The sequence below is a fragment of the Pilosibacter fragilis genome (assembly GCF_032490495.1).
Taxonomy (GTDB): Bacteria; Bacillota; Clostridia; order Lachnospirales; family Lachnospiraceae; genus Pilosibacter; species Pilosibacter fragilis.
This window is the reverse complement of record NZ_JAVYJB010000001.1, coordinates 49,319-72,338: the sequence shown is the minus strand read 5'-3', so window position 1 is coordinate 72,338 and position 23,020 is coordinate 49,319. Positions and strand designations below refer to the sequence as shown.

Annotated in this window: 25 protein-coding genes; 15 read left to right on the top strand and 10 right to left on the bottom strand. The window is 44.5% G+C overall.

What is annotated here, in order from left to right; genetic code table 11:
- The first annotated feature begins 563 nt into the window (after positions 1–563).
- From ABCW45_RS00330 to ABCW45_RS00305, 6 genes are all read left to right on the top strand, one after another.
- A complete protein-coding gene (locus tag ABCW45_RS00330) occupies positions 564–851 on the top strand; it encodes a transposase (protein ID WP_117470302.1) in 288 nt (95 codons plus the stop codon).
- Positions 852–975: 124 nt separating this feature from the next.
- Positions 976–1,233 (top strand): type II toxin-antitoxin system death-on-curing family toxin, encoded by a 258-nt coding sequence (locus tag ABCW45_RS00325; protein ID WP_343219944.1) that lies wholly within the window; start codon positions 976–978, stop codon positions 1,231–1,233.
- Between the two features lie 324 nt (positions 1,234–1,557).
- Complete coding sequence (locus ABCW45_RS00320) at positions 1,558–1,854, top strand: hypothetical protein (RefSeq protein WP_117470301.1); 297 nt, start codon at positions 1,558–1,560, stop codon at positions 1,852–1,854.
- A 21-nt stretch (positions 1,855–1,875) separates the two neighbouring features.
- Positions 1,876–2,232, top strand: a complete 357-nt coding sequence (locus ABCW45_RS00315; protein WP_117470300.1) for a hypothetical protein — start codon at positions 1,876–1,878, stop codon at positions 2,230–2,232.
- 99 nt (positions 2,233–2,331) lie between these two features.
- Positions 2,332–3,171 carry a TIGR02452 family protein gene (locus tag ABCW45_RS00310; RefSeq protein ID WP_343219943.1) on the top strand — a complete coding sequence of 280 codons (840 nt, stop codon included), beginning with the start codon at positions 2,332–2,334 and terminating at the stop codon, positions 3,169–3,171.
- Positions 3,172–3,433: 262 nt separating this feature from the next.
- Positions 3,434–4,078: a hypothetical protein gene (locus ABCW45_RS00305; protein WP_117484557.1), complete on the top strand. Its 645-nt coding sequence runs from the start codon at positions 3,434–3,436 to the stop codon at positions 4,076–4,078.
- On the opposite strand, the gene ABCW45_RS00300 is transcribed toward ABCW45_RS00305, so the two are convergent.
- From ABCW45_RS00300 to ABCW45_RS00270, 7 genes are all read right to left on the bottom strand, one after another.
- Positions 4,044–4,295 (bottom strand): hypothetical protein, encoded by a 252-nt coding sequence (locus ABCW45_RS00300; RefSeq protein WP_015554488.1) that lies wholly within the window; start codon positions 4,293–4,295, stop codon positions 4,044–4,046. The two genes, ABCW45_RS00305 and ABCW45_RS00300, sit on opposite strands and share 35 nt — an antisense overlap.
- The gene (locus tag ABCW45_RS00295) at positions 4,292–4,603 is read right to left on the bottom strand and encodes a hypothetical protein (protein ID WP_343219942.1); all 312 of its coding nucleotides are present in this window, start codon (positions 4,601–4,603) and stop codon (positions 4,292–4,294) included. Before ABCW45_RS00295 ends, ABCW45_RS00300 begins: the two co-directional genes overlap by 4 nt.
- Before the next feature lie 262 nt (positions 4,604–4,865).
- Positions 4,866–5,378, bottom strand: coding sequence for a hypothetical protein (locus tag ABCW45_RS00290; RefSeq protein ID WP_343219941.1), 513 nt, complete (start codon positions 5,376–5,378; stop codon positions 4,866–4,868).
- A 22-nt stretch (positions 5,379–5,400) separates the two neighbouring features.
- Complete coding sequence (locus tag ABCW45_RS00285) at positions 5,401–5,718, bottom strand: helix-turn-helix domain-containing protein (RefSeq protein WP_015554491.1); 318 nt, start codon at positions 5,716–5,718, stop codon at positions 5,401–5,403.
- A 191-nt stretch (positions 5,719–5,909) separates the two neighbouring features.
- Positions 5,910–7,061, bottom strand: coding sequence for an alginate O-acetyltransferase AlgX-related protein (locus ABCW45_RS00280; RefSeq protein WP_343219940.1), 1,152 nt, complete (start codon positions 7,059–7,061; stop codon positions 5,910–5,912).
- A gap of 28 nt (positions 7,062–7,089) precedes the next feature.
- Positions 7,090–8,493 carry an MBOAT family O-acyltransferase gene (locus tag ABCW45_RS00275; RefSeq protein WP_343219939.1) on the bottom strand — a complete coding sequence of 468 codons (1,404 nt, stop codon included), beginning with the start codon at positions 8,491–8,493 and terminating at the stop codon, positions 7,090–7,092.
- A gap of 9 nt (positions 8,494–8,502) precedes the next feature.
- On the bottom strand, positions 8,503–9,087 hold the full coding sequence (locus ABCW45_RS00270; protein WP_117471829.1) for an LptM family lipoprotein: 585 nt from the start codon (positions 9,085–9,087) through the stop codon (positions 8,503–8,505).
- Between the two features lie 205 nt (positions 9,088–9,292).
- Between ABCW45_RS00270 and ABCW45_RS00265 the strand changes: the two genes are divergently transcribed.
- Entirely contained in the window at positions 9,293–10,024 is a 732-nt protein-coding gene (locus ABCW45_RS00265) for an immunoglobulin-like domain-containing protein (RefSeq protein WP_117471830.1), read from the top strand.
- Positions 10,025–10,234: 210 nt separating this feature from the next.
- Here the strand turns inward: ABCW45_RS00265 and lexA are convergent, their stop codons facing one another.
- Positions 10,235–10,852 carry a transcriptional repressor LexA gene (lexA, locus tag ABCW45_RS00260; protein ID WP_015554496.1) on the bottom strand — a complete coding sequence of 206 codons (618 nt, stop codon included), beginning with the start codon at positions 10,850–10,852 and terminating at the stop codon, positions 10,235–10,237.
- 179 nt (positions 10,853–11,031) lie between these two features.
- Here lexA and ABCW45_RS00255 point away from each other — a divergent pair, with 179 nt between their 5' ends.
- From ABCW45_RS00255 to ABCW45_RS00245, 3 genes are all read left to right on the top strand, one after another.
- Positions 11,032–11,346: a LysM peptidoglycan-binding domain-containing protein gene (locus ABCW45_RS00255; RefSeq protein ID WP_117470292.1), complete on the top strand. Its 315-nt coding sequence runs from the start codon at positions 11,032–11,034 to the stop codon at positions 11,344–11,346.
- Positions 11,347–11,525: 179 nt separating this feature from the next.
- Positions 11,526–12,659, top strand: coding sequence for an exonuclease SbcCD subunit D (locus ABCW45_RS00250; RefSeq protein WP_343219938.1), 1,134 nt, complete (start codon positions 11,526–11,528; stop codon positions 12,657–12,659).
- Entirely contained in the window at positions 12,656–15,487 is a 2,832-nt protein-coding gene (locus ABCW45_RS00245; RefSeq protein WP_343219937.1) for an AAA family ATPase, read from the top strand. Before ABCW45_RS00250 ends, ABCW45_RS00245 begins: the two co-directional genes overlap by 4 nt.
- Before the next feature lie 46 nt (positions 15,488–15,533).
- Here the strand turns inward: ABCW45_RS00245 and ABCW45_RS00240 are convergent, their stop codons facing one another.
- Positions 15,534–16,736 carry a tRNA(Met) cytidine acetate ligase gene (locus ABCW45_RS00240; protein ID WP_117504346.1) on the bottom strand — a complete coding sequence of 401 codons (1,203 nt, stop codon included), beginning with the start codon at positions 16,734–16,736 and terminating at the stop codon, positions 15,534–15,536.
- A 361-nt stretch (positions 16,737–17,097) separates the two neighbouring features.
- Between ABCW45_RS00240 and ABCW45_RS00235 the strand changes: the two genes are divergently transcribed.
- The 5 genes from ABCW45_RS00235 (at position 17,098) to rpmF (ending at position 21,130) form a co-directional block, all read left to right on the top strand.
- The gene (locus tag ABCW45_RS00235) at positions 17,098–17,430 is read left to right on the top strand and encodes a cyclic-di-AMP receptor (protein ID WP_117504344.1); all 333 of its coding nucleotides are present in this window, start codon (positions 17,098–17,100) and stop codon (positions 17,428–17,430) included.
- Positions 17,431–17,689: 259 nt separating this feature from the next.
- Complete coding sequence (pta, locus tag ABCW45_RS00230) at positions 17,690–18,691, top strand: phosphate acetyltransferase (protein ID WP_015554502.1); 1,002 nt, start codon at positions 17,690–17,692, stop codon at positions 18,689–18,691.
- Between the two features lie 99 nt (positions 18,692–18,790).
- A complete protein-coding gene (locus tag ABCW45_RS00225; protein WP_015554503.1) occupies positions 18,791–19,984 on the top strand; it encodes an acetate kinase in 1,194 nt (397 codons plus the stop codon).
- 433 nt (positions 19,985–20,417) lie between these two features.
- Positions 20,418–20,945 (top strand): YceD family protein, encoded by a 528-nt coding sequence (locus tag ABCW45_RS00220; protein WP_343219936.1) that lies wholly within the window; start codon positions 20,418–20,420, stop codon positions 20,943–20,945.
- A gap of 2 nt (positions 20,946–20,947) precedes the next feature.
- A complete protein-coding gene (gene rpmF / locus ABCW45_RS00215; RefSeq protein WP_015554505.1) occupies positions 20,948–21,130 on the top strand; it encodes a 50S ribosomal protein L32 in 183 nt (60 codons plus the stop codon).
- Between the two features lie 120 nt (positions 21,131–21,250).
- On the opposite strand, the gene ABCW45_RS00210 is transcribed toward rpmF, so the two are convergent.
- Positions 21,251–22,288, bottom strand: coding sequence for a PLP-dependent aminotransferase family protein (locus ABCW45_RS00210; RefSeq protein ID WP_118598106.1), 1,038 nt, complete (start codon positions 22,286–22,288; stop codon positions 21,251–21,253).
- Positions 22,289–23,020 lie beyond the last annotated feature (732 nt).

The following is a 23,020-nucleotide window of genomic DNA, read 5'->3' as shown; positions in this document are numbered from 1 at the left end:
CTGATCGTGGGCAAGACCACTGCCGGACCGCCCTTCCTCGACAAGACCTTGTGGGAACAAACGCTCCGGTTGAAACCGAGAAGGGGAGAGAACATCATGAAAAAAGCGATTGCTTTGCTGCTGACGTTTGTAACGCTGCTGTCCTTCGCGAACGCCAAGGAGGATCTGGCCGCTGAGGATCTCCATATCCCGGGCACCGGTTAAGGCTGATCCATCGCTGTCAAGAAGGGAAAAGCGGGGCGGTCCCTTTCGCCCTCATTTTGCGTGTCCGCGCGCGTTTGTCATGCGCCGTTACCCAAACCGGATCATGGCGAAGGGGGTTCCGCGTATTTAATATGCACTGAATAATAGAAAAAGCCTTATATTTCAATCCATAGAAGCCAATCCGTGGTATAATAGGAGCAAGGGAACTGGCAAAAATCCAGCAAAAATCGTGCACCTGGAGGGCAACTATGTATCGTTACAGCAATGGCCAGATCAGCTTGGCGGATTTCAAACAGCCGGTGGATATGAATCTGAAGGAAAGCAACCGTTGGGTAAAGAAAGCCCAGACGATCCCCTGACTGGAGATCGAGAAGCGCTACGCCGCACTATTCACCAACCGGAAAGGCAATGTGGCCAAGCCGCTGCGTCTGGCCTTGGAGGTCTGCATTATTCAGGCGGAGTATGGCTATTCTGACGAGGAAACCGCGCTCCAGATCCAGGAAAACCCATATCTTCAATATTTCTGCGGGTATCCTGGCTATGATGACGAAAAGCTGCCCTTGATTATGGGCAAAGCTATGAAACAGCAGTACGAGATCTTTATGGTGATGTGCCTTTTAGACAACGTCAGTACGAGGCTCTTGTAGATGGGCAGTGGGTTGATGGTGTTGCTGATAATGTAGTGCAAATTGGTGGTATGATCACCAGACATTGGAGAAGCCAAAAGGAAATCAGCCGATTTACAGGATCACTTATGAAGATTGCCGTCATATGGTCGATGTTATGGAGGATTCGTTTCATTCGGACGTCTTTGGAGTTGAAAAAGAAAAAGGTAAGGTTGAGGGAATCCTTGCTGCAGTATATCAAAGTATATTCGGCAAGTATGCATATCCATCATTAGAAGAAAAAGCCGCAAATCTATTGTATTTTATGATCAAGGACCATCCTTATGCGGATGGCTGCAAGAGAATTGCGGCATCACTTTTTCTTGAATTCCTGGATAAAAACAACGCTTTATTCCAAGATTGAGAAAAACGACTCAGCGATGGAACCTTGGTGGCCGTTACGTTGATGATTGCTGAATCCAATCCAGAAGAAAAAGAAGTAATGGTGAAACTGGTGATGAATCTACTGAATTTGCAATAAAAAGCACGGATTGCAATACTTGTCCCTGAGATTCTCACCAGCAAATACTGCTGTGAGAAATGCTTGTGTTTTATCACGATGAATTAACAGAGGAAGATATTAAAATTCTCTCTCTGGTTTCGGAGATTACAAAGAACGAGATAGCGAAAATGCTGTCAAGATTTGCAAAGAATTCAAAGTGAGTGAAAATCGAAAGGAGACCAGACTATGGGAAGGCTTTATAAAATCAACCCGCCGTGTCCCAAGTGCCATGAGGAACATAATTGGTGGCATATCCAGCTGACGGATGAGGAACAGGCGAAGATGGATGCGTATGTGGCAGCCAGTGAGGGAAAATCATCCTTGGAGTTACTTCTGGGCGAGCCGGGAATTGTTGTTACACGAAAGCTTAAGTGTTGTTGCTGCGGTCACGTATTTGAAGCGGAAGCCGGGCTGCGGAAATTCGACGAAGTCGGATACCGGGATCGGGATTTTATTGCGGCGGTCGGCGAAATACCCGTGTGATAAGATTAAGGAGTTGATGAGATGCATTTGGATCAGTCGGCATTGGGAATCCTGCGTAAAGCAGAAGATAAGAACGGTCGGAAATACATGGATTGGCGGATACCGTATATGGATCAGCTAGGACTGATCATGGTCTATAAATCCGACAGCCGGTATGAGAAGTATATGATTTACTTTTTCACAAGTCCGGCAAGTAAATGTCCCGGCAAATACCTGCATACAACCTACGGAAGTATCCAGGTGGAAGATGGTTCATTGACAATCAGAACAAAGAACAGCGTCTATGAGTTTGAGCTGGATGCATCATGCGTATCAGAAGTGGATATGATTTTGCTGTTACGTATGGTAAACGAGTATTTTCGTGATGATGGCATGTAAGGCAGACAATGCCAGGTACTGGGCTGCGGGAGCGATTCCGCGGCCGTTTTCATAGCGTTAGATCTGAAATTAACAGAGAGAAAAAGGAATGATAAACATATGAGCAGTTTTGAGAATGTAGAGGTTTTTGAAGATACTAAAAAGCTGTGCGAGACAAACGGAAAGATTAAGGAAGTTCTTGCACGGTCGGTGAAAAACCAGAAACTCATTCTGGAAGAAGAGGAGCTGTCTGCCGTGGATAAGGCACGCTTTGAAGATGAAGCGAAGATTGTTGTATCCACAAAGCGGACTTTCGAGGCGGCTGCAGATTATGCAGGTCAGAAGGTGGCGGTACATAACTTTGCCTCTGCCACAAATCCGGGCGGCGGCGTGACAAGAGGATCCAGCGCACAGGAGGAATGTCTGTGTCGGTGTTCCGGCCTGTATTTCTGCCTGAGCGTACCGGAAATGATGAAAGGATTCTATTACCCTCATCGGAATGAAAAGAATCCGATCAACAATGCGGATATCATCTATACGCCGGATGTGACTGTATTTAAGACAGATACGAACAAGCCGAAGCTGATGGATGAAAAAGACTGGTATGAAGTGGATGTGATCACCTGTGCAGCACCGAACCTGCGGGAACGGCCGAGCAACCGGTTCAACCAGGGTAACGGCGACCGGGCGGTAAAAGTCAGTGACCGGGAACTCCTGGAAATCCATAAGAAGAGGCTGACCAGGATTCTGGATGTTGCCGTACTGAACGGTGACGAAGTGGTGATTCTGGGCGCATTCGGATGCGGAGCATTTCAGAATAAGCCGGAAGTGGTGGCGCGTGCTGCCAAAGAAGTGATTGCGGATTATCTGTACGCATTTAAAACCATTGAATTTGCGGTCTATTGCCCGCCGCGGGATGATACGAACTTCAAAGTGTTTAAGCGGGTGATGGGAGCGTAAAGAATTGAAAGGAGACAAGCGATGGGAGAAAATTATGCATATATGGATGCCGATGAGGTGATGGAATTGCAGGATATTAAAGTTGGTGGAATAACCCGTGCAAAAACATGATTTTTGAATAGCAAAAGAAAGGCAGTCTCTGCTTAGGTAGGGATTGTCTTTCGTATATTCGCAAGAATTAAACCGCAGGTTCAATGCAGTTTTTCCTGTGCCGTGATATAACTGTCGTATCAGGGATATTACGGGAAAGGAGAAACTGTCCATGGATACTGTAAAGAGAATTGCAAAGCGAATGAGTCCGAAGGAAAACAGAAAGAGTTACAAGGAAGAATGTTCCGTTTTCCTGTCACATCGGAAGAAAGAATCATTATGGGAAAGGATTTCCATATGGAAAGAGGACGTCATCTGTATTTATCAAAGACTGCGGTACGGATACTGTTACCGTGACATCTGGTCGATTGACCAATGGTTTCTTACGGTTGTTCCGAACATGATTCATGACCTTCGTGTCAACAGCCATGGTTATCCCAGCTTCTTTGAAGGACCGGAAGAAGAAAATATCCGGAAATGGGATCGTATTCTGGGAAGAATGGAATTTCTGTTCCGGGAAGCAAATGAGGATACATGCAGAAAGAAGAATCTGTATGAGGAAGAGCATGACCTGGCACAGGAAGAATTCACGACAAAATACGGCATGTTCGGTGAGAAGCTGAAGACGGAAGAGGAGATTGCGAGAGAAAAGCGGGAGCATACACACCGGTTGTATATGATGAGCGATGTGCCGGAATATGTAGAAATCTCGGGAAAGTGGCTGGCGGCAGAGGGCGAACTGCGTGAGTATCGGGACCAGTGCCTGAAGCAGGGCATGGAGCTTATGACGAAGTATTTTCGGAACCTGTGGGATTGATATGCAGGGACGGACAAAAAGGAAGAGGTGGGGAATCGAAGGAGGATTCCCTGCCGCTTCTGTCATGGGCTTTCTGTTTCTTCCGGTAATATGCCTTGCCGTTCGGCATGGTCCGCGTTGCCGGGTTCAAAATTCCCCAGGTAGAACGCTGTGCGGAATGGTATGTCTTTTGTGCTTTCTTACTCTGTTTGCTGATCGGAACAAATGATTTCTTCATGCGGCACCTCGATTCTGTCCCAGTGTTTCCATGATGTTATTGCAGAATTCCATGTAATCGTTGTGTCCGAAAAGAAGCATCTTGTTGCACAGCAATTCCATGGATTTCTCAAATTCCGCCATATCTTTCTTTCTGACTTTGCAGATAATGATGTGGTACGGGGAATTGTCCCGTGAGAATTCACTTCCGAACCGCACGGAAACATGGTTCTGTGTGAGCAGGGAATCTGCAAGATAGTCCTTGTGGTCGATGTACATATATGGGACGGACAGGATGGACCGGCCGTCCAGTCTCAGAAAATTTTTCATAGGCTCCTCCTTTGTGATAGCTGTCTGTAAGGAAAATGCTGCGAAATTTGCATTCCGCAGCCGTGGTGCCTGAAACCGTACCCTGGCACCGGCGTGATCACTCACGGGTTTTCTACAGGGGAATTGTTTACCTTTTTATTTTTTGAATTAATTTACCATGAACCGAAAGATACAATGGATAAAAGATAACAAAATAATCTATGCCACTGAACATTAACAAGACCATCTGCATTTTTAAAATGACCCTGTACGGAAAAATCATTTAAATGTCCGCTTCAAACAGGAAAGTCTGATTGTACCGGTCAAGGGCAATCTGCATTTCCATGATCTCACCGGAGATGCATTCATAATCACGTTTTACCAGTTCTGGATCATAATTGGTGTAGCGGTATTCAGGAACGGCATTTCTGGAGCTGAATGCATGGGAAGATTCCCTCATTTTTGGCAGATATTTCCGCATGGTGTCCAGAGTCGCTTTGCGGGAGCTAAGTTGTGCGATTCTTACCAGAATGCTGTCGACACTCATTTCCGTATCGCCTACCCTGATCTTTGCGGTGGCATTGGCCAGGTTCAGGGCGTGCTTGATGATGACGGCTTTTCGGTCGATTTCTTTTAACGTCTCAGAAACGGCGGAATAGTCATATTTCGGGATGACCGGTTCCTCGCCGACAGCGGCAACGTAAGTGCGGGATGACGCTTCCTGGGCCTCCCAGTAAGATTTTTCGTCCGCCAGACTTTTGAGCAGTTTATTGGCATAAGCCGAAGTTATTTTCATAATGTGTTTCGCCTCCTTCGCATCACTTCCTTATGACACGATTATAAGGCAGGAGAGAGAAGATGTCATTGAACCACTGGTTTAAACTGACCCATAAACGAGGAATATCCCCGTCAATGACGAGGATATTTTCAATACTGGTATGTAATAATCTGCTGAGAATGATAAAGTTGTCCAGGCTCGGCAGCGATTTTCCGGCGATCCACTTATAGATTGCCTGTGGGTTTTCAAAGCCGAACGCACCCTGGATCTCGCGGATCGTATAGTTTTGCTCCGAAAGCAGCTGCTTTATCCGCTTCCCGGTTTCCACGGGCTGGATTGACAAATACATCGGTTCCATTTGCATCCCTCCATGATTCTGTACTATCCCGAAACACTTGCTTTCATTCTATCACGAACGCAGCGGATTGAACAGCGAAATTTATCCGGCCGGACGGTTTATTTAGAAAGCTGATTGGCATGGACAATAGAAGGTGGGCGAGTAAAATCTGTTTTGATTTTGGCAGATCAATGCTTCTGCAAGGTTTACAATCAGGTCAATGTCTCACTATGATTCAGTACCGATGTACTGTACAGAAACAGTACATCCTGATTCTTAAATTCTATAAAACGTTCAAGTAAATCTGCCCTCAGATACCGGATATCCACCAGAGTGATTTTGGCATACCCTTCCGAAAGAAGAGGCGCGATACTGCTGCCAAAGGAATCCCGGAAAATGACAAGCTCTTTGTCCGATTCACAGTTCGGATTCTCGATGGTTATCAGAGAGCGGGGACCGGAAAGAAAGATCTCATAAGGATCTTTGCCGGATTTTTTCTCCATATTGTAGATGGAACCCATCGTCTGATCCTCATGATTGGTCACGATACAGCCATCTAAAACATCATTGGATAAATAATATAGCGTTTCCGGCGGCAGTGGAAGAGCAGACAGACCATAATATACACCATAAAAAGGGACATCCAGCGCATATTCTGTGTAAGCTCCGGAGATAGATGTCCCCATGCCCTCCGCAAGAACAGCTGCCGTATCTGGAAGCTTCTCCTGACGCCAATGGGTATCTGTCTTATAGTAATCCGTAATATCCAGCGTTCCTGTGATATCGATATAGTCTGCGTAGTTCATGTGATTCCGCATCACATGGAACAGTTTTTCATAGTCCGTGGAGAGGTATCCATGTTTCTCCGCAAGAAAGTAGCTTTTATCCGGGACAATGGAGAGATAGATATTCATCTCCTTGCCAGCCAGATATTTCTCATAGATATATGCAAACCGGTCCGCTGCATGTTCCAGAGAATCCATTTGAAGCGGATATTCAAGCTTTGCTGCATAACCATCCTGTATATAAATATCATGATTATCAAGCTGACCAAACACATCGTAGGTAGTATAGGCTTTCAATGTCCGGAACTGATCCCGCAGCGGAAATTGATCAAGAGTATACTTTTCAAATTCCGTCATAAAGCTTCCATCGGACATGGTATCCAGGGAAAACTTCGGGCGCTGTGCAAGCTTTCGCCGTTCGTTGTCAGAAAACTCCTGGGGCGGCAGCAGCCAGGACGCCATGGTAAGGCTAACAAATACGACTCCCAGCACAACCACTGTAACTATGGTGTTCATGTTATTTATATGATTGATATTTTTTGTATTCTTTATGCTTTTTATATTCTTATATTCTATCATCTATCATTCCTTCCCAACCCCAGAATTTCTAAAACCTGAAATAAAGAAATGGGTTAAAGGAGCCATCCACCAGAAAAGCCGTACAGATAAGCAGCAGGGCTGAAAGTGCCAGTGGTTCTGCGAATAACATAACTGCTGTTCCTGTTTTCCATTGCTGGATCCGTCTGCAAAAGGACTTTGGAATCGGTGTCGCACCAAGCAGGGCTATCATCAAGACCACAAAATAGCTGCGGAAATAGTAGCTGGATGCTGCAGAAGTCAATGGATATCCGCCTGTTCCAAACATGGCTTTCAGGTACGAGAATGCCTGGGACATATCAGTGGCATCAAAGATCACAAAACTGATTACAGCAGCAGTCAATACATAGATGCGGTTTAAGACATGGCTCTTTTTAAGGATTTCCAGAAGCCATATCTTCTCCAGAATCAGCAGCAGAGCAAAATAAAGTCCCCAGATTACGAAATTCCAGGCGGCACCATGCCAGAAGCCCGTCAGCATCCAGACCAGAAATATATTAAACAGATGCCGCGGTAAACATACACGACTGCCTCCCAGAGGAATATAGACATAATCCCGAAACCAGATGCCGAGAGACATATGCCAGCGACGCCAGAATTCAGTTATACTTTTCGAGATAAAAGGATAATTAAAATTTTCCAGAAAATCAAATCCAAATAGCTTTCCAAGTCCGATGGCCATATCGCTGTATCCTGAAAAATCAAAATATACATGAAGGGTATAGGCAACTGCATAGAGCCAGAAGAAAAGTACCGATTTATCATCCGAAGCCCGGAAGATGCTGCACAATTCTCCAAGCAGATTGGCGATCAGAATCTTCTTGCCGAGTCCTAAGATAAATCGACGGATTCCCTGGGCCGTCTTACCCATAGTATGAATACGCCCCTTCAACTGTTCTGCAATATCCGAATAACGGACGATGGGACCGGCGATCAGCTGAGGAAAGAGTGCCACATATGTAGCCAGGTCTATCAGATTTCTCTGGGCTTTCACATCCTGCCTGTATACATCCACCGTATAGCTGAGTATCTGGAAGGTATAAAAGCTGATTCCGATGGGAAGTGTGATGTTAAGCAGGGAAATCGAACATCCGGTGACGGCATTTACATTACGGATAAAAAAATCTGCGTATTTAAAATAGCCAAGCATGAGAAGGCTGGATGAAACCGAAAGTGCGAGAAAAAGCCTGGCAAGCTTCGGAACACTCTGATAACGCTCGATCAGCAATCCAAATATATAAGCCATCAGGATGGCAAGCATCATCCAAATCACATACCTCGGTTCTCCCCAGCCATAGAAAAAAAGGCTGGAAAGCAGGAGAACCGTATTTTTCAATGATCCCGGTGCTGCTGCATAGAGGATCAGGACACCGGGCAGAAACCAGAATAAAAATGGTATGCTCGAAAAAAGCATAGGTTCCTCCTAATCAAGTACAGCCGGTGCATCCACCAGAACGGTGGAATCCGGTGCCACTTCCGAGCAGGCCTCAACCAGATCATCGACACATTCCTCAGCGCCATATGCCATCATGACATAATCCGCAACCGAGATGACAACCACTTTATCCGGGAATCCGCACATCCAGTGCTGACCCTGAATCTCAGCTTTGTAATCCTCGGCAAATTTTTCGGCTTTCGAGGTATCCTTAAGCTTTGCAAAGGCAGAACTGAAAGTATTGGTGTTCATCATATGCTGCAGGGTAGCTGTATCATCATCCAGCATATCATAAAGCTCATCGTTTACATGAAGAAGATACTCAAATGTCTCCTTATTCTCATCAGTCATGGCGAATTTTGCCGGCGCTTCCGCTTCGTGCTCTGCATCACCACCTACAGCCGCAAACTGTCTGTCCTCGCCCAAAGCATCCCAAACTTCTGTATAAAAATCAACCGCCGATTCAATCACCGTTTCCGGGGATTTCGTCGGTTCATCTGCAGGCTTGCTGCCGCATCCTGCCAGAGAAGCAGCCATGGTAAGAGTCAGAAGCGCTGTAATTATTTTTTTCATATTGAAAATTCCTTTCATTATAGGTTTTTGCATATCAGGCTTTATTATCTCAGAAAAACAGGTATAAAGCAAGGCGGGTATAAGAACAGTAAGAATTGTAAAGATAAATGTAAGGAAAACTTTATGGCATACGGTCATGAGTTTATCTATAATAATAATAGAGATGTTGTCTTGTAATACAAACATATGGAGAGGTGGTGTCGTAATGAGAAAAAGATTATTAGTCATATTTGGAATCTTCGGCCTGCTTCTGGCCGGCTGCCATACTGTACCCAATGCAGCGCAGGAAACAAACACGATCACCCCTACTGGTTATGCTTCTGAAGAGGTACCACGCATCTCTTTATTTTATGATGGTTCCCTGTATTTGTATAATGCCACCGGCTTTGATCTCCAACAAAAGGGAAGCTGGGAGTTTTTAGGTCAGATAGCCTTTGTGAATAATTTGGAATACCCTACAAAAGATTTAAACGGCACCCACTTAAACGTAGGGCAGGAGGTTTACAGGGATCCGGAATTTCCTCAAAAACTATATGTAAAGTATGATTCGGGTTTTGCACTCTTTGAAGCAGAAAAGGCTACAAAGGAAGAAACTGCGGAGTATCTTGATTATGTACATGCGGGAATTAGGCTGGCAACTTCTGACAGCCTTCAGCTGAAGCTTTCCAATGTCAGCAATGAAACGATAATCTATGGGGAAGCGTATACAATGGAGGCCTTTTGGGATGATAGTTGGGAGAAACTTCCGGTTTTACCCGAAGATTATAGTTTTATAGAGATTGCCTACGAATTGGAACCCGGAGAATCTCGGTTTATGGATATAGATTTTGCATGGTTATACGGAGAACTCCAGAAAGGCAAATATAAAATGATAAAAGAGATCTATTTGCCAGACGGAAGAGTATATTCGGTACCGGCAGAATTTGAAATACAATAAAACATGAAGCCCCACCGGATCTCGAATGATGTCGTATAGTCATAGATATCCAGTGGGGCTTTTTCTCTGAGCCATATAAGATGTCTGCCTTTTTCGAACGGCAAGTCATCGCAAGTTCATCACGGTGGGAGTGAGGTCTCCGGCGGGGAGAGACGTTCCTCGAGGATCACAGCGATTCTTTAAGAACTATCCGTAAAAATAAAGATCGGTTTAATTCATCATACGGAAAAGACCGATGACCTTTCCAAGGATCTCGACCTGATCAAGAATGATCGGATCCATCGAGGAATTTTCCGGTTGGAGACGGAAATGGCCATTTTCCTTATAGAAAGTTTTTACAGTAGCGGAATCGTCCACCAGAGCAACGACCTTATCACCGTTTTCAGCGTTTGGCTGCTTTGCAACGATCACTTTATCGCCGTTGTAGATTCCGGCTTCGATCATACTGTTTCCTTTTACCTTCAACATAAATACTTCCTTATTTGGAAGAATTTCTGCAGGAATCGGGAGATAATCTTCGATGTTCTGTTCTGCAAGGATTGGCACTCCGGCAGCGACCGTACCGATCACCGGCACGTTTACGAGTTCGCGTCTCGTCAGGGCGAAATCGTCATCAAGGATCTCGATCGTTCTCGGCTTTGTCGGATCACGACGGATATAGCCGTTTTTTTCCAAGGATTCCAGATGAGAGTGCACGGAGGAAGTGGACTTTAAGTGTACCGCTTCACAAATCTCGCGCACAGCCGGCGGATAACCTTTCTTTAAGATCATTTCTTTTATATATTCAAGTATTTCTCTCTGCTTATCAGTAATTTTTCCCTGACTCATGAAATCCCTCCTTTTTTCATCTGTATACATAGTACCATAAAATACGGGAAAAAGCAAACCTTTGTTCGAAAAATACCGAAAAAGAATTGACAAACATATGTTCGTGTGATAGAATTCGATACAGAACAGATGTTCGCAAACGTAAGTTTGGACTCGCTGGATACAAAGGAGGAAGCTGTATGAAGAAGTATTTGATAGCCCTTGTTATGATTGTAATGATTATGTCCTGCTTTTTCGGAAAGACTCTGGTTATGGCGAATGAAGAGAGTGATGATACAGTCTATAACCGCTATTATACGACGATCGAGGTAGAAAAAGGTGATACACTCTGGTCGATTGCAAAAACTTATTATCACCACTCCGGTATGTCGGTACGGGAATACGTTTATGAGCTGAAATTGATAAACGGAATGGTTTCAGATGAGATACGCGCCGGAAATATGATCTCCGTGGAATACTATGCGGAGACACCGGGGAATCCGTATATAAAGTGATCCTCAAAAAGATGTTTCCCGGATATGAGTGTTGCGGTAAGAACCGTTTTTTGACCAGAGAATAAGATCCCATGGACAGATATATGTTCCGGGGTCTTATTCTTTATAAGACAATGGCTTGCTATTGCCGGTGAGAGACATTACAATAGGATTAACAGCAGAGACCACAGGAGGCACAGATGAGATTATTCCATTTATCAGATCTTCATATCGGAAAGAGAGTGAATGAATTTTCTATGATCGAGGACCAGAAATATATTCTTGAAAGGATCCTGGATCTCGCGGAGAAGGAGATGCCGGACGGAGTGATCCTGGCAGGAGATATCTATGATAAACAGATTCCCTCCGCGGAAGCAGTTCAGGTGTTCGATGAGTTTATCACAAAGCTGGCGGAGAGAAAATTCCCCGTCTTTGTTATCAGCGGAAACCATGATTCTGCGGAACGACTGGCTTTTGGAGGAAGACTGCTAAACAGCCGGGGAATTTATCTCTCCCCCGTCTATGATGGAACTGTCATGAAAATTCCGATCGCAGATCAGTATGGGACGGTCTGGATCCATCTTCTTCCGTTTATCCGTCCGGCAGCTGTGCGCCGCGTATTTGAAGATGAGTCAGATTTGATTACAGATGTCCAGTCTGCAGTACGTGCAGTGATCAGCCACATGGAGATCGATCCGAATGAGAGAAATATCCTCGTGGCGCACCAGTTTGTTACAGGAGCGTCCCGATGCGAATCGGAGGATATCCAGGTCGGAGGTCTTGATAATATTGATGCTTCAGTCTTTGAGGCTTTTGATTATACAGCCTTGGGGCATATCCATAGTCCTCAGAATGTGGGAAAGGGCATGGTGCGGTACTGCGGAACGCCCCTGAAATATTCCTTCTCTGAGACGGATCAGGAAAAATCGATCACGGTCGTGGAGATGGAAGAAAAGGGAACGGTAAAGATCAGACTTCTGCCTTTAAAACCATTTCGGGATATGCGAAAGCTCCGGGGAACATATATGGAACTGACTACCCGTTCGTTTTATCGGGATATGAACTGTGAAGATTATATTCAGGTAACGTTGACGGATGAGGATGATGTACCGGATGGACTTCAGAAGCTGAGAGTCATCTATCCGAATATTATGCAGCTTTTGTATGATAATCAAAGGACAAGAGCCAGCAGCCAGATTGATGCGGTTCAGGATGTAGAAGAAAAGACAGAGTTAGAACTATTCCGGGAGTTTTATGAACTTCAGAATAACCAGCCTATGATGAAACAGCAGGAAGAGTTTGCAGAAAAATTGATCCGGGAGATAAAAGAATGAAGCCAAAAAAACTGGTGATCAGTGCTTTTGGCCCCTATGCGGGAGAGAGCACGATTGATTTTGAAAAACTTGGAGAACACGGGCTCTACTTGATTACGGGGGATACAGGTGCCGGTAAGACAACGGTCTTTGACGCAATCACATTTGCCCTGTATGGGGAAGCGAGTGGGACTGTGCGGGAATCCGGAATGTTCCGCAGCAAATACGCAAAGGCAGAGACAGAAACATTCGTAGAATTGACCTTCTCCTACCAGCGAAAAGAATATAAAATTCGTAGAAATCCGGAATATCAGACCCAAAAGAAACGTGGAACCGGATTTACAACAAAAAAGGCAGATGCGGAGCTCTTTTATCCCGACGAACGTCAGCCTGTTACGAAAATGGGGGCAGTGACAAAGGCGGTAACGGAACTTATGGGTCTTGACTATAAGCAATTTACCCAGATCGCGATGATCGCACAGGGGGATTTTCAGAAACTCCTGATTGCAGGAACTGCCGAACGTGGGGAAATCTTCCGGCAGATTTTTCATACGGAAATCTATCAGACAATTCAGATACGTCTCAGGGACGAAGAACGGAGAAGAAGAAAAGATTACGATGAACTGCGCCGGAGTATCAGCCAGTATTTGAATGATGCCAGTTTTGAGGAGGATCCGGCTGCCGGTCAGGAGTTCCTTGCTTTAAAGAAAGCCGGTTTCGAGGGGAAAATAACTGATGGAATCAATTTACTGCGTGCTGAGACGAAAAAAGAGCAGGAGCGTTTGGAGGTACTGGATGAAACGCTAAGGAAAATTGAAGAGCAGATTTGCAGTGTTAGTGAAAAAAAGGGAAAAGCGGACCTACTAAAAAAGACAGCAGCTGAACTTGAAGCAAAACAGCAGGAGTTGGAGTTACTGCAGCCGGAATATGGACGGGTGCTCGCTGAGTGGAACAGGATAGAAAAGCAGGAAGGAACACGCGAGAAACTGACAGAACGGATTCAGAAACTTGAACTTAGCCGTCAAAGCTTTATCGAGCTGGATAAGACTCGTGAAGAGATCGACGGAAAAGAAAAGCTTCTTTTGAAGATTCAGGAAGAAAAAAAGGAAAATGAAAATCAAGTCAGCAGCCTCCAGAAAGAACTGGAAGACAGGCGCGGGGAGAAAGAGCATAATCTGGGAGTGCCGGTAGAAAGAGAACGGCTCACACGTGCAAAAGAGAAACTTTTACACCGAAAAAATGAACTGGAAGAACAAATGAACCGGGTGGAGTCTATCAATAGAGAGTTAAAAAATGCTCAGGAGGAATACCGGAGTGCTGTTGATCAGTGCGATGAGATTCGCAGTGTCTATGCACATCTTGAACGCTTATTTTTGGATGCTCAGGCTGGAATTCTGGCCCAAAATTTACAGGCTGGAATGCCCTGCCCGGTATGCGGTTCGATTCATCATCCGGCTCCGGCGAAACTTTCAGAAGAGATTCCGGACCAGAAGGAACTGAAGCGAAAAGAACAGGAAAAGGCGCAGGCAGAAGAAAAGGTCCAGAGACTTAGTGAAAGAGCCAGCTTTTTTAAAAGGAATTTAGATCAGGAAATGAGAAATACAGCTGAGCTGATCTGCGGAACGGAAAAAAATCTGGTCAAAGAGGCCTTAATTGTAACTGGTCCTGACGAGCTTGTGACTGCAGCAGATCCGGTAATTGAAAAATTAGATGATGAATTCCGGGCTTTGGAGATCCGCATAAAAGCGAACACAGAACAGCAGAAAGTGCTGGATGGATTGGGTGGTATGATAAACCGTCTGGAAACAGATCTGAATGCTGCAGGAGAAAGAAACAAAGAACTTGCTCTTTCAGAACAGAATCTGGTGACAGTATTAACAATGCTGCGGAAGCATGTGGAAGAGTTTCAGAGAAAGCTGGAAGGTCAAAATGCTGTGGAGATTGAAAATAATCTGCAAGCCATGAAAACCAGAAAAAGTGAACTTGATCAGGAAGCAATTGACGCGAAAAAGGCTCTGGAGCGATGTCAGAACCAGAATGCCAGTCTGAATTCAGCAGCGGAAGCTCTTAAAAAGCAGATTCGGGGATTCGAAGATATTCCAGAAAAAGAACTTTCAGAGACAATGGAATATTTGGAAACAGAGAAGGCAGAGACATCAAAGCTTCGTGAAAAAATACATTCGTCCTGGCACAATAATCTCAGAATCTATGAAGCTGTATGTGGCCAGCAGGGCAGAATGGAACAGACGGAAAAGGAATATGTCTGGATCCATTCCCTTGCGGATACGGCAGGCGGAACATTAAACGGTAAAAGTAAAGTTGAACTTGAAACCTATGTCCAGATGGCATACTTTGACCGGATCTTACGGCGGGCGAATCTTCGGCTGATGACGATGAGCAGCGGACAGTATGAGATGAAGCGGCGGGAAAGTGCTGACAATAAAAAGGATAAAAGTGGGTTGGAGCTAAATGTCATCGACCATTACAACGGAAGTGAGCGGAGTGTAAAGACACTTTCCGGAGGCGAGACTTTTCAGGCATCTCTGTCTCTTGCACTTGGCCTTTCAGATGAGATCCAGTCTATGGCCGGTGGAATCCAGATGGATGCCATGTTCGTGGACGAGGGGTTTGGTTCTCTGGATGAAGACGCATTAAATCAAGCAGTAAAGGCATTGGGAAATCTGGCAGAAGGGAAAAAACTGGTTGGCATCATTTCTCATGTTTCAGAGCTGAAAGACAGGATCGACAAGAAAATTGTAATAACAAAAAATCGCAGCGGAGAGAGAGTTGGAAGCAGCATAACGGTATTAGGGGATTATTCAGCCGATGGGGTGTCCGTATTTATGTAAAAACGTTGGGAGCCAACGGAAAGTGGCTCCCAACGAAAATATATATTTATGGAATCATGACAGGTGCCTGTGTAAATTCGTTTTTCTGCGATTTCCCGGATTTTAGTTCCCGCACCATCCTGGTGAGTTCAGACGCAGTTAGATTTTTCTTAAAAAGTTCATACGCGGAAGAGGAGAGGATATTTTTTGCGTCAGCAGTTTTTGCAATAACCGGGATATCACAGTGCCTTTTTAATTCTGAAAGAAGCAGTGAGGAAGATCTTTTGAATCCCAGGATCCGGATCCATGGAGCACGGAATAAATCTGCAAACATACACTGGTCTTCGACGCTAATATCAAGCATGAGATTCATGAGTGCACGGCTGACTCTGGCATAAGTATACTGTCGGTCTTTCCTGAGAGCAGTCAGAGTATCCGTCCGAAAGAATTCTAATCGGTTTTTATAGAGCTTTGCCGCAAGATCTCCCGGCATTCCGAAAATATTCTGAAGTTTCTCCAGATCGGAAGTTAAAATTTTCTGATTCAGGAGGAGAGAAAAATCATTTGGGAACAGCGGAACCTCAGATTCTTCTTTCATGCATTCAAAATGCGAATCCGGTAGAACAGCAGCGAGAAATTCCAAATCCTTCGAAAAAACCGCTTTTCGGATAGCTGTTGCGGAAGCGAAGGAGCCGTTCCGATCCTCAGAATGGTAGCCTGGGTCTGAGCGTTTCAGAGTCCAAGGACTAATATCGGAAGAGAATTCTTTTAATGCTTTCAGATATTCAACTGCGAGAATGTCATTTGGAGAAGCTGGCACAGTCTCTTTCTTTGCGAGAGTCAGAGCCTGCGGGTATGTGAGACCACTTCGAAGACCTTCGCGGATCAGGGCGGACTGTTCGTTCGTTTCCAATGCGGAATGATTAGCCAGTTGCCACAATTCTTCGATATTGCCGGATTCACTGCCAAAGGAAAGGACATCGATCATTCCCATATGGTGAAACAGAGAGACGCCGCAGCGGGCAAAATCTTGGGCAGCGCTTAAGGTTCCAAAGATCGGCATCTCGATCACGAGATCAGCCCCTGAGAGAAGGGCAGAGCGGGTACGGAAGGTTTTGCTGTACATTGCCGGAATCCCCCGCTGTACAAAATCACCGCTCATGACAACGACAATGAAATTGGCGCCTGTCTGGCGTTTTGTCTCTTCAATCTGATATTTATGGCCATTGTGGAACGGATTATATTCTGCGATGATAGCGGCTGTTTTCATGGTGTAAACTCCTTAAATAAAGTCGATCAGTGGTCAAAAATAAATTTGCAGTTCTTTCAGATTTTCAGTTCTTTTGGCAGAGTGAAATTGATTTATTGCTGCGAGTAAGGCAGTGTCATACCGTGCCGAAAATACAAATCATTATTTAATAATATAGACGAAACAAAAACTTAATGCAATATTTATTGTTATCAAAGGAAAAATGTGATATACTGCGTTTAAACAATGTGTGAAAGTTCTGACGATTTCACAACTGAACAGATGTCAGATTTTTACGCATATGTTTTTAAGACTATATTTTACATCTTTGCGGCGGTCACCGCAATCTTTGGAAATAAGACGCAGAAAGGATGGATGCTATATGAAACTGATTTACGCAATTATCCGTTATGACAATGAGGACGATGTTACAACTTCTCTTACAAAACACAACTTCAGTGTGACACGTCTTTCTACTACCGGTGGATTCCTGAAAAAAGGTAATACAACTCTGATGATCGTTACTGAGCCGGAACGTGTCGACGAGGCTATCGATATTATTAAGAAGGAATGCGGTCATCACCAGAAGATCACCATCAATATGCCATATGTATCCGGTTCCTCTATGGTTCATTGTGCAACCATGCCGATGTCTGTCGATGTGGGAGGAGCAACGATCTTCGTTGTGGATGTTGAGCGGTATGAAAAGATCTGATAACAGAAAATAGATGGGGAAAAAGTGTTCTTCTATATTCCAGACGGAAGGGATCGGCGATAACAGATCCTATGAAATTGTAAGAGCTTTGGCAGTCTTTGCTTGCCGAAGCTCTTATATTTTTATTATTGTTTTTAATTTAACGAGAGGTATTGAAAAAAGTGCAAAAAATTGGGGAATATAGTCTTGTATCCAGTATTTAGCTGCGATATAATAAAAATACGTATGAAAACCTATATTGAGGAAGGAGTCAATCATCATGGCATTTATTGATCTTATGAAGGAAAAGGCGAAACAGGATGTAATGACCATCATCCTGCCAGAGAGCAACGATAAGAGAACTCTTATCGCAGCAGCACAGGTATTAAAGGAGAAGACAGCTGACCTGATCATGATCGGAAAAGAGGAGAAGATCATGGATGGTGCTCACTGGCTGGAAGTGGACCTTACAGGTCTTAAAGTCGTAGATCCGGATACAGATCCGAAATTCGACCATTATGCAGAGACACTGTTCAAATTAAGAGAGAAAAAGGGCATGACTCTCGAGAAAGCACAGGAGATCTTAAAGACAGACTACATCACATACGGCGTTATGATGGTAAAAGAAAAAGACGCTGACGGACTTGTTGCAGGTGCTTGCCACGCAACAGCTGATACATTGAGACCGGCTCTTCAGATCTTAAAGACAGCTCCGGGAACAGAGCTTGTATCCGGTTTCTTCATCATGGACGTTCCGAACTGCGAATTTGGCGCAAACGGCACATTCCTCTTCGCTGACTGCGGATTAAACCAGGATCCGACATCTGCAGAGCTCGCTGCAATCGCTGACAGCTCCGCTAAGAGCTTCCGCGCACTTGTTGGAGAAAAGCCGATCGTGGCTATGCTTTCCCACTCCACAAAGGGCAGTGCGAAACACGCACTCGTAGACAAGGTTGTAGAGGCTACAAAGATCGCAAACGAGAAGTACCCGCAGCTTGATCTTGACGGCGAGTTACAGCTTGATGCTGCAATCGTTCCGTCCGTAGCAAAGGCAAAAGCAAAAGGAAGCGAAGTTGCCGGACATGCTAATGTACTGATCTTCCCGAACCTTGACTGTGGTAACATTGGTTACAAGCTGGTTCAGAGACTTGCAAAAGCAGAAGCTTATGGTCCGATGCTTCAGGGTATCGCAAGACCGGTCAACGATCTTTCCCGTGGATGCTCCGCTGAGGATATCGTTGGTGTAGTAGCCCTCACAGCTGTACAGGCTCAGATGGCTTAATCTATAATTGCTCAACAACATAAGGGAACGGCGCATAATCGATATGAGGAGACGGCGTTCCCTTTTTAAACTTATTTTAAACAAGGAGTTTTATCTGTCATGAATATTTTAGTTATCAACTGCGGAAGCTCTTCCTTAAAGTACCAGTTAATCAACTCTGACACAGAGGCAGTTCTTGCAAAGGGTCTTTGCGAGAGAATCGGTATCGAAGGAAGCCAGATCACATACCAGCCAGCAGGCGGAGAGAAGGAAGTCACTGTTTCCCCGATGCCGACACACACACAGGCTATCCAGATGGTATTAGACGCTCTTACAAACAAGAAGAGTGGCGTTATCGCAAGTCTTGCAGAGGTTGGCGCTGTTGGTCACCGTGTCGTACACGGCGGTGAGAAGTTTACTTCTTCCACAGTAATCACAGATGAGGCTATGAAAGCGATCGAAGAGTGCAACGACCTTGCACCGCTTCACAACCCGGCAAACCTGATCGGTATCCGCGCTTGTCAGGAGCTTATGCCGAACGTACCGATGGTAGCTGTATTCGATACTGCTTTCCATCAGACAATGCCGGAGGAGGCTTACCTTTACGGTCTTCCGTACGAGTACTATGAGAAGTACAAAGTAAGAAGATACGGCTTCCACGGAACATCCCACAGCTTTGTATCCAAGAGAGCTGCTGAGGTTGCCGGAAAACCGTACGAGGATTTAAAGATCATCGTTTGCCATCTTGGTAACGGTGCAAGCCTTTCCGCTGTAAAGAACGGCAAATCTGTAGATACAAGCATGGGTCTTACTCCGCTTGAGGGACTTATCATGGGAACACGTTCCGGTGATATGGATCCGGCTATCATGGAGTTCATCGCTAAGAAAGAGAACCTCGACATCGCAGGCGTTATGAACGTTCTGAACAAGAAGTCCGGTGTTCTTGGCCTTTCCGGTGTATCCAGCGACTTCCGTGACATTGAGGAAGCAGCTGAGGCTGGCAACGACCGCGCAGCGAAAGCTCTTGCAGCTTACAACTACCGCGTTGTTAAGTACATCGGTGCTTACACAGCAGCTATGGACGGCGTAGATGTGATCGCATTCACAGCAGGTCTTGGTGAGAACGGCAAGTCCATGAGAAAAGCTGTTTGCGAGCATTTATCCTACCTTGGCATCAAGATCGACGACGAGGCTAACAGCGTAAGAGGGAAAGATATCGTAATCTCCACACCGGATTCCAAAGTTAAGGTTATGGTTATCCCGACAAACGAGGAGCTTGCGATTGCAAGAGAGACTTTAGCTCTTGTAAAATAATTCAGGGTACAGTTCAGCCGTGCGCCGGTCTCGATGAAAAGATGGGCTGCAAGCCTGCTTGCATAAGTGCTTTCTCATCTGAATCAGCATACGGTTTGATCGATTCGCAATGACGCTGACCCGTTCGGAACCCTGTGAGAGCAGGAGATGTGCGGGTTGGCTTCTGTGCTGTCTGGAGGTTTTAACGTCTTCAGGACGGCTTTGAAGCCCTCATGGCATACGCTGGGGTTTCTTACAGGTACGAAAGTATTTCGTTCCTGGTGCTCTTGATGCGCGCTCTGGCGCGGTTAAGAATTTGTCACAAGAATATGGTTTGAGCGCAGAAATGCATGAAAAATAGAGCTTTTAAAATTTAATATTTTATTAGAAAAATTGTTGACAAATTGTTCCTGTTCATATATAATATCTTAGTGCGTATTAGGAGAAACATAATATGCTGATTAATTTATCTGAAGTTTTTACTCTGGAAGGCAAAGAGAAAACCTGGGAAGTACCGTTTGAAGCGAAAGCTTACAAGGGCTCCCGAGTTGAGTATCCGGTGGTTTCTGCGAACCCGGTAAAGATCACTGTAAAAAACCTTGGAAACAGAAAGCTGAGTCTTACGGGAAATACTTCCGTGACTCTTGCGATTCCCTGTTCAAGATGTCTGGAACTGGTGAATTACACCACAGATATTGAGTTTGACCAGGAGATCGATATGAATGCTTCCGATGAGGACAGAGTGAAGGACTTGGATGAACAATCTTATTTATCTGGTTATAATCTGGATGCCGATATGCTGGTTTGCAATGAGTTATCATTGTACCTGCCTATGAAGGTCCTTTGCAAGGATAATTGCAAGGGAATCTGCAGTAGATGTGGAGCAAATCTCAACAAGGGAGATTGCGGCTGTGATACATGGGTTCCTGACCCGCGGATGGCAGCCATCCAGGATATTTTCAAACAGTTTAAGGAGGTGTAACCATGTCTATCTGTCCTAAGAATAAATCTTCCAAAGCGAGAAGAGACAGCCGCAGAGCGAACTGGAAAATGTCCGCTATGAACTTAGTAAAGTGCAGCAAGTGCGGTGCTTTAATGATGCCTCATAGAGTATGCAAGGCATGCGGCAGCTACAACAAGCGTGAAATCGTTAAAGTTGAAGACTAATTAAGAATTATGAGATCCTCCGGTGGTTTTCCCCCGGGGGATTTTTTCGTCTACAGCAAGAAGCCAGATACCGCGGTATCTGGTTTTTTGCATTTGAAGCTTTTCGTTGTTCCTGCATATTTATCTCGTGAAATTTTCAGAATAATCCATTAAGATCTGCGCGACATACTGCATATCAGAAGGTGAGAAGCGCTGATCGCAGGGAAGGGATATAATGTGGTCATAAATGTATTGTACTGATGATTCCGGTAGTGGATGAACCAGCGGTCCCATTGGCCAGTAGACAGTCGAGAGAATCTGGTGATCTGTCAGGTATTGCTGTAATTCGCTGCGTTTTTCAGCATACAGGCAGAAATGGCTTGGAACAGCAGCCTCCGGAAGTTCGGAAAAGACTATCTGCACACCGCGAAGCGGTGCTGCAAGGGCTTTTAAAAGTGCAGCATAGTTTTCACGCCTTGTCCTGCAAATGGAATCGAAGTCAGCATGGCGTAGGAGATATTCTGAATTATCATCACTGGCAAAGCTATCAAACATCTGACGAAGTCGAAGTTCTCCCTCCCAGAAAATATCTCTGTTTTCTGTCTCGATGGATTCTTTGCGTTGCTTGAGATGTGTTAATTCTACTGGCAGAAGAGGTGTTTCAAAGGTTCCGTTTCGTTTAACAGCAAATCCACCGCAGGCAACCCCCATCCATTTTCGGAAGCTTCCGGCAAAATAATCACAGAGAGGATCGATACCGTCAGCTGAAAGCATGGAATGAGTTACATCTTCAAAAATAACAACTCCTTTTTCTTTGCAGGCTTTAACAAAGCTGTGATCATAGTTGCAGAAGCCATAGTAACCGCAAAGAGATAAAACACTGATTTCATCGATAACCGCTGTGTCAAAAATGCTATGCAAATTCTGGTCCAGCTCATAAAATTTCAGCTGATATCCGGCTTTCTTAAAAGGAGCAAGGACCGTTCCACAGGTATACATAGGCACATACGCGACTTTACGCGTATCGTACCGTGCAATATCTTGTAAACAATAATAGATACCGCATCGTCCGGACATGGTAAATGCCAGATCATCACCAGGTGAGCAGATACGCGAAAAGTATCCGTTTTCGATAGGTGTGTTGGGTTCGTAGTGGAACATACCACCAATTTTTCGCATGTTTCATTTCCTCCTTACCAGTAGAAAAAGGTTACACGGATGTTTTTGTCCGTTAGCTAAAAACTCATTATAATTATAATAGATTGTTAATAAAAACGAAAGCTTTATTTTGTGCAATAATAAATTTCCTATTACACAAAAGGAACACAATAATATCATTAATAATTATTGTTTTATAATATGATTGCCAAAGCATAAAAAGAGTGTGTTAGGCAGTCATGAAAACTTCTGAAAATGCTGTCATAATAAAAAATAATACAAAAAATTAACGAAATAATGAATATCTTTTTTTATTGTTAAGAGAAAGCTAAAATTATTGACAATCCTATTGGCATAGACTATACTTATTTTAGCAAGAATGGTACGAAACTTTTAAATTGTCAGATAAAAATTCAATGCTAAAGAGGCACAGGAGGTTATTAACAGTTAAATTTTAAGTCAAACGTCCGTGAGACTTGGTGCGTGATTCTGCTCAGCGTAAGCTGACATATTCTTTACAGAATCACTGTACATCCTCGTGGAGCGTTTATCTCAGTCGGAGACTAACTCCCACTGAGACTAATTTGTTATTACTCGCCACCTGAAGAGGTGAGAGTCTTCTCGACTGAGATAAATCATATAGATAGATGTTGAGTTTTATAGGATATAGGGTAGAGTACTATTAAAAGGAGTTAATACTCTGAGTAAATATTATTCTATACATAAATTTTCAAAAATTATAGGCGTATCTGT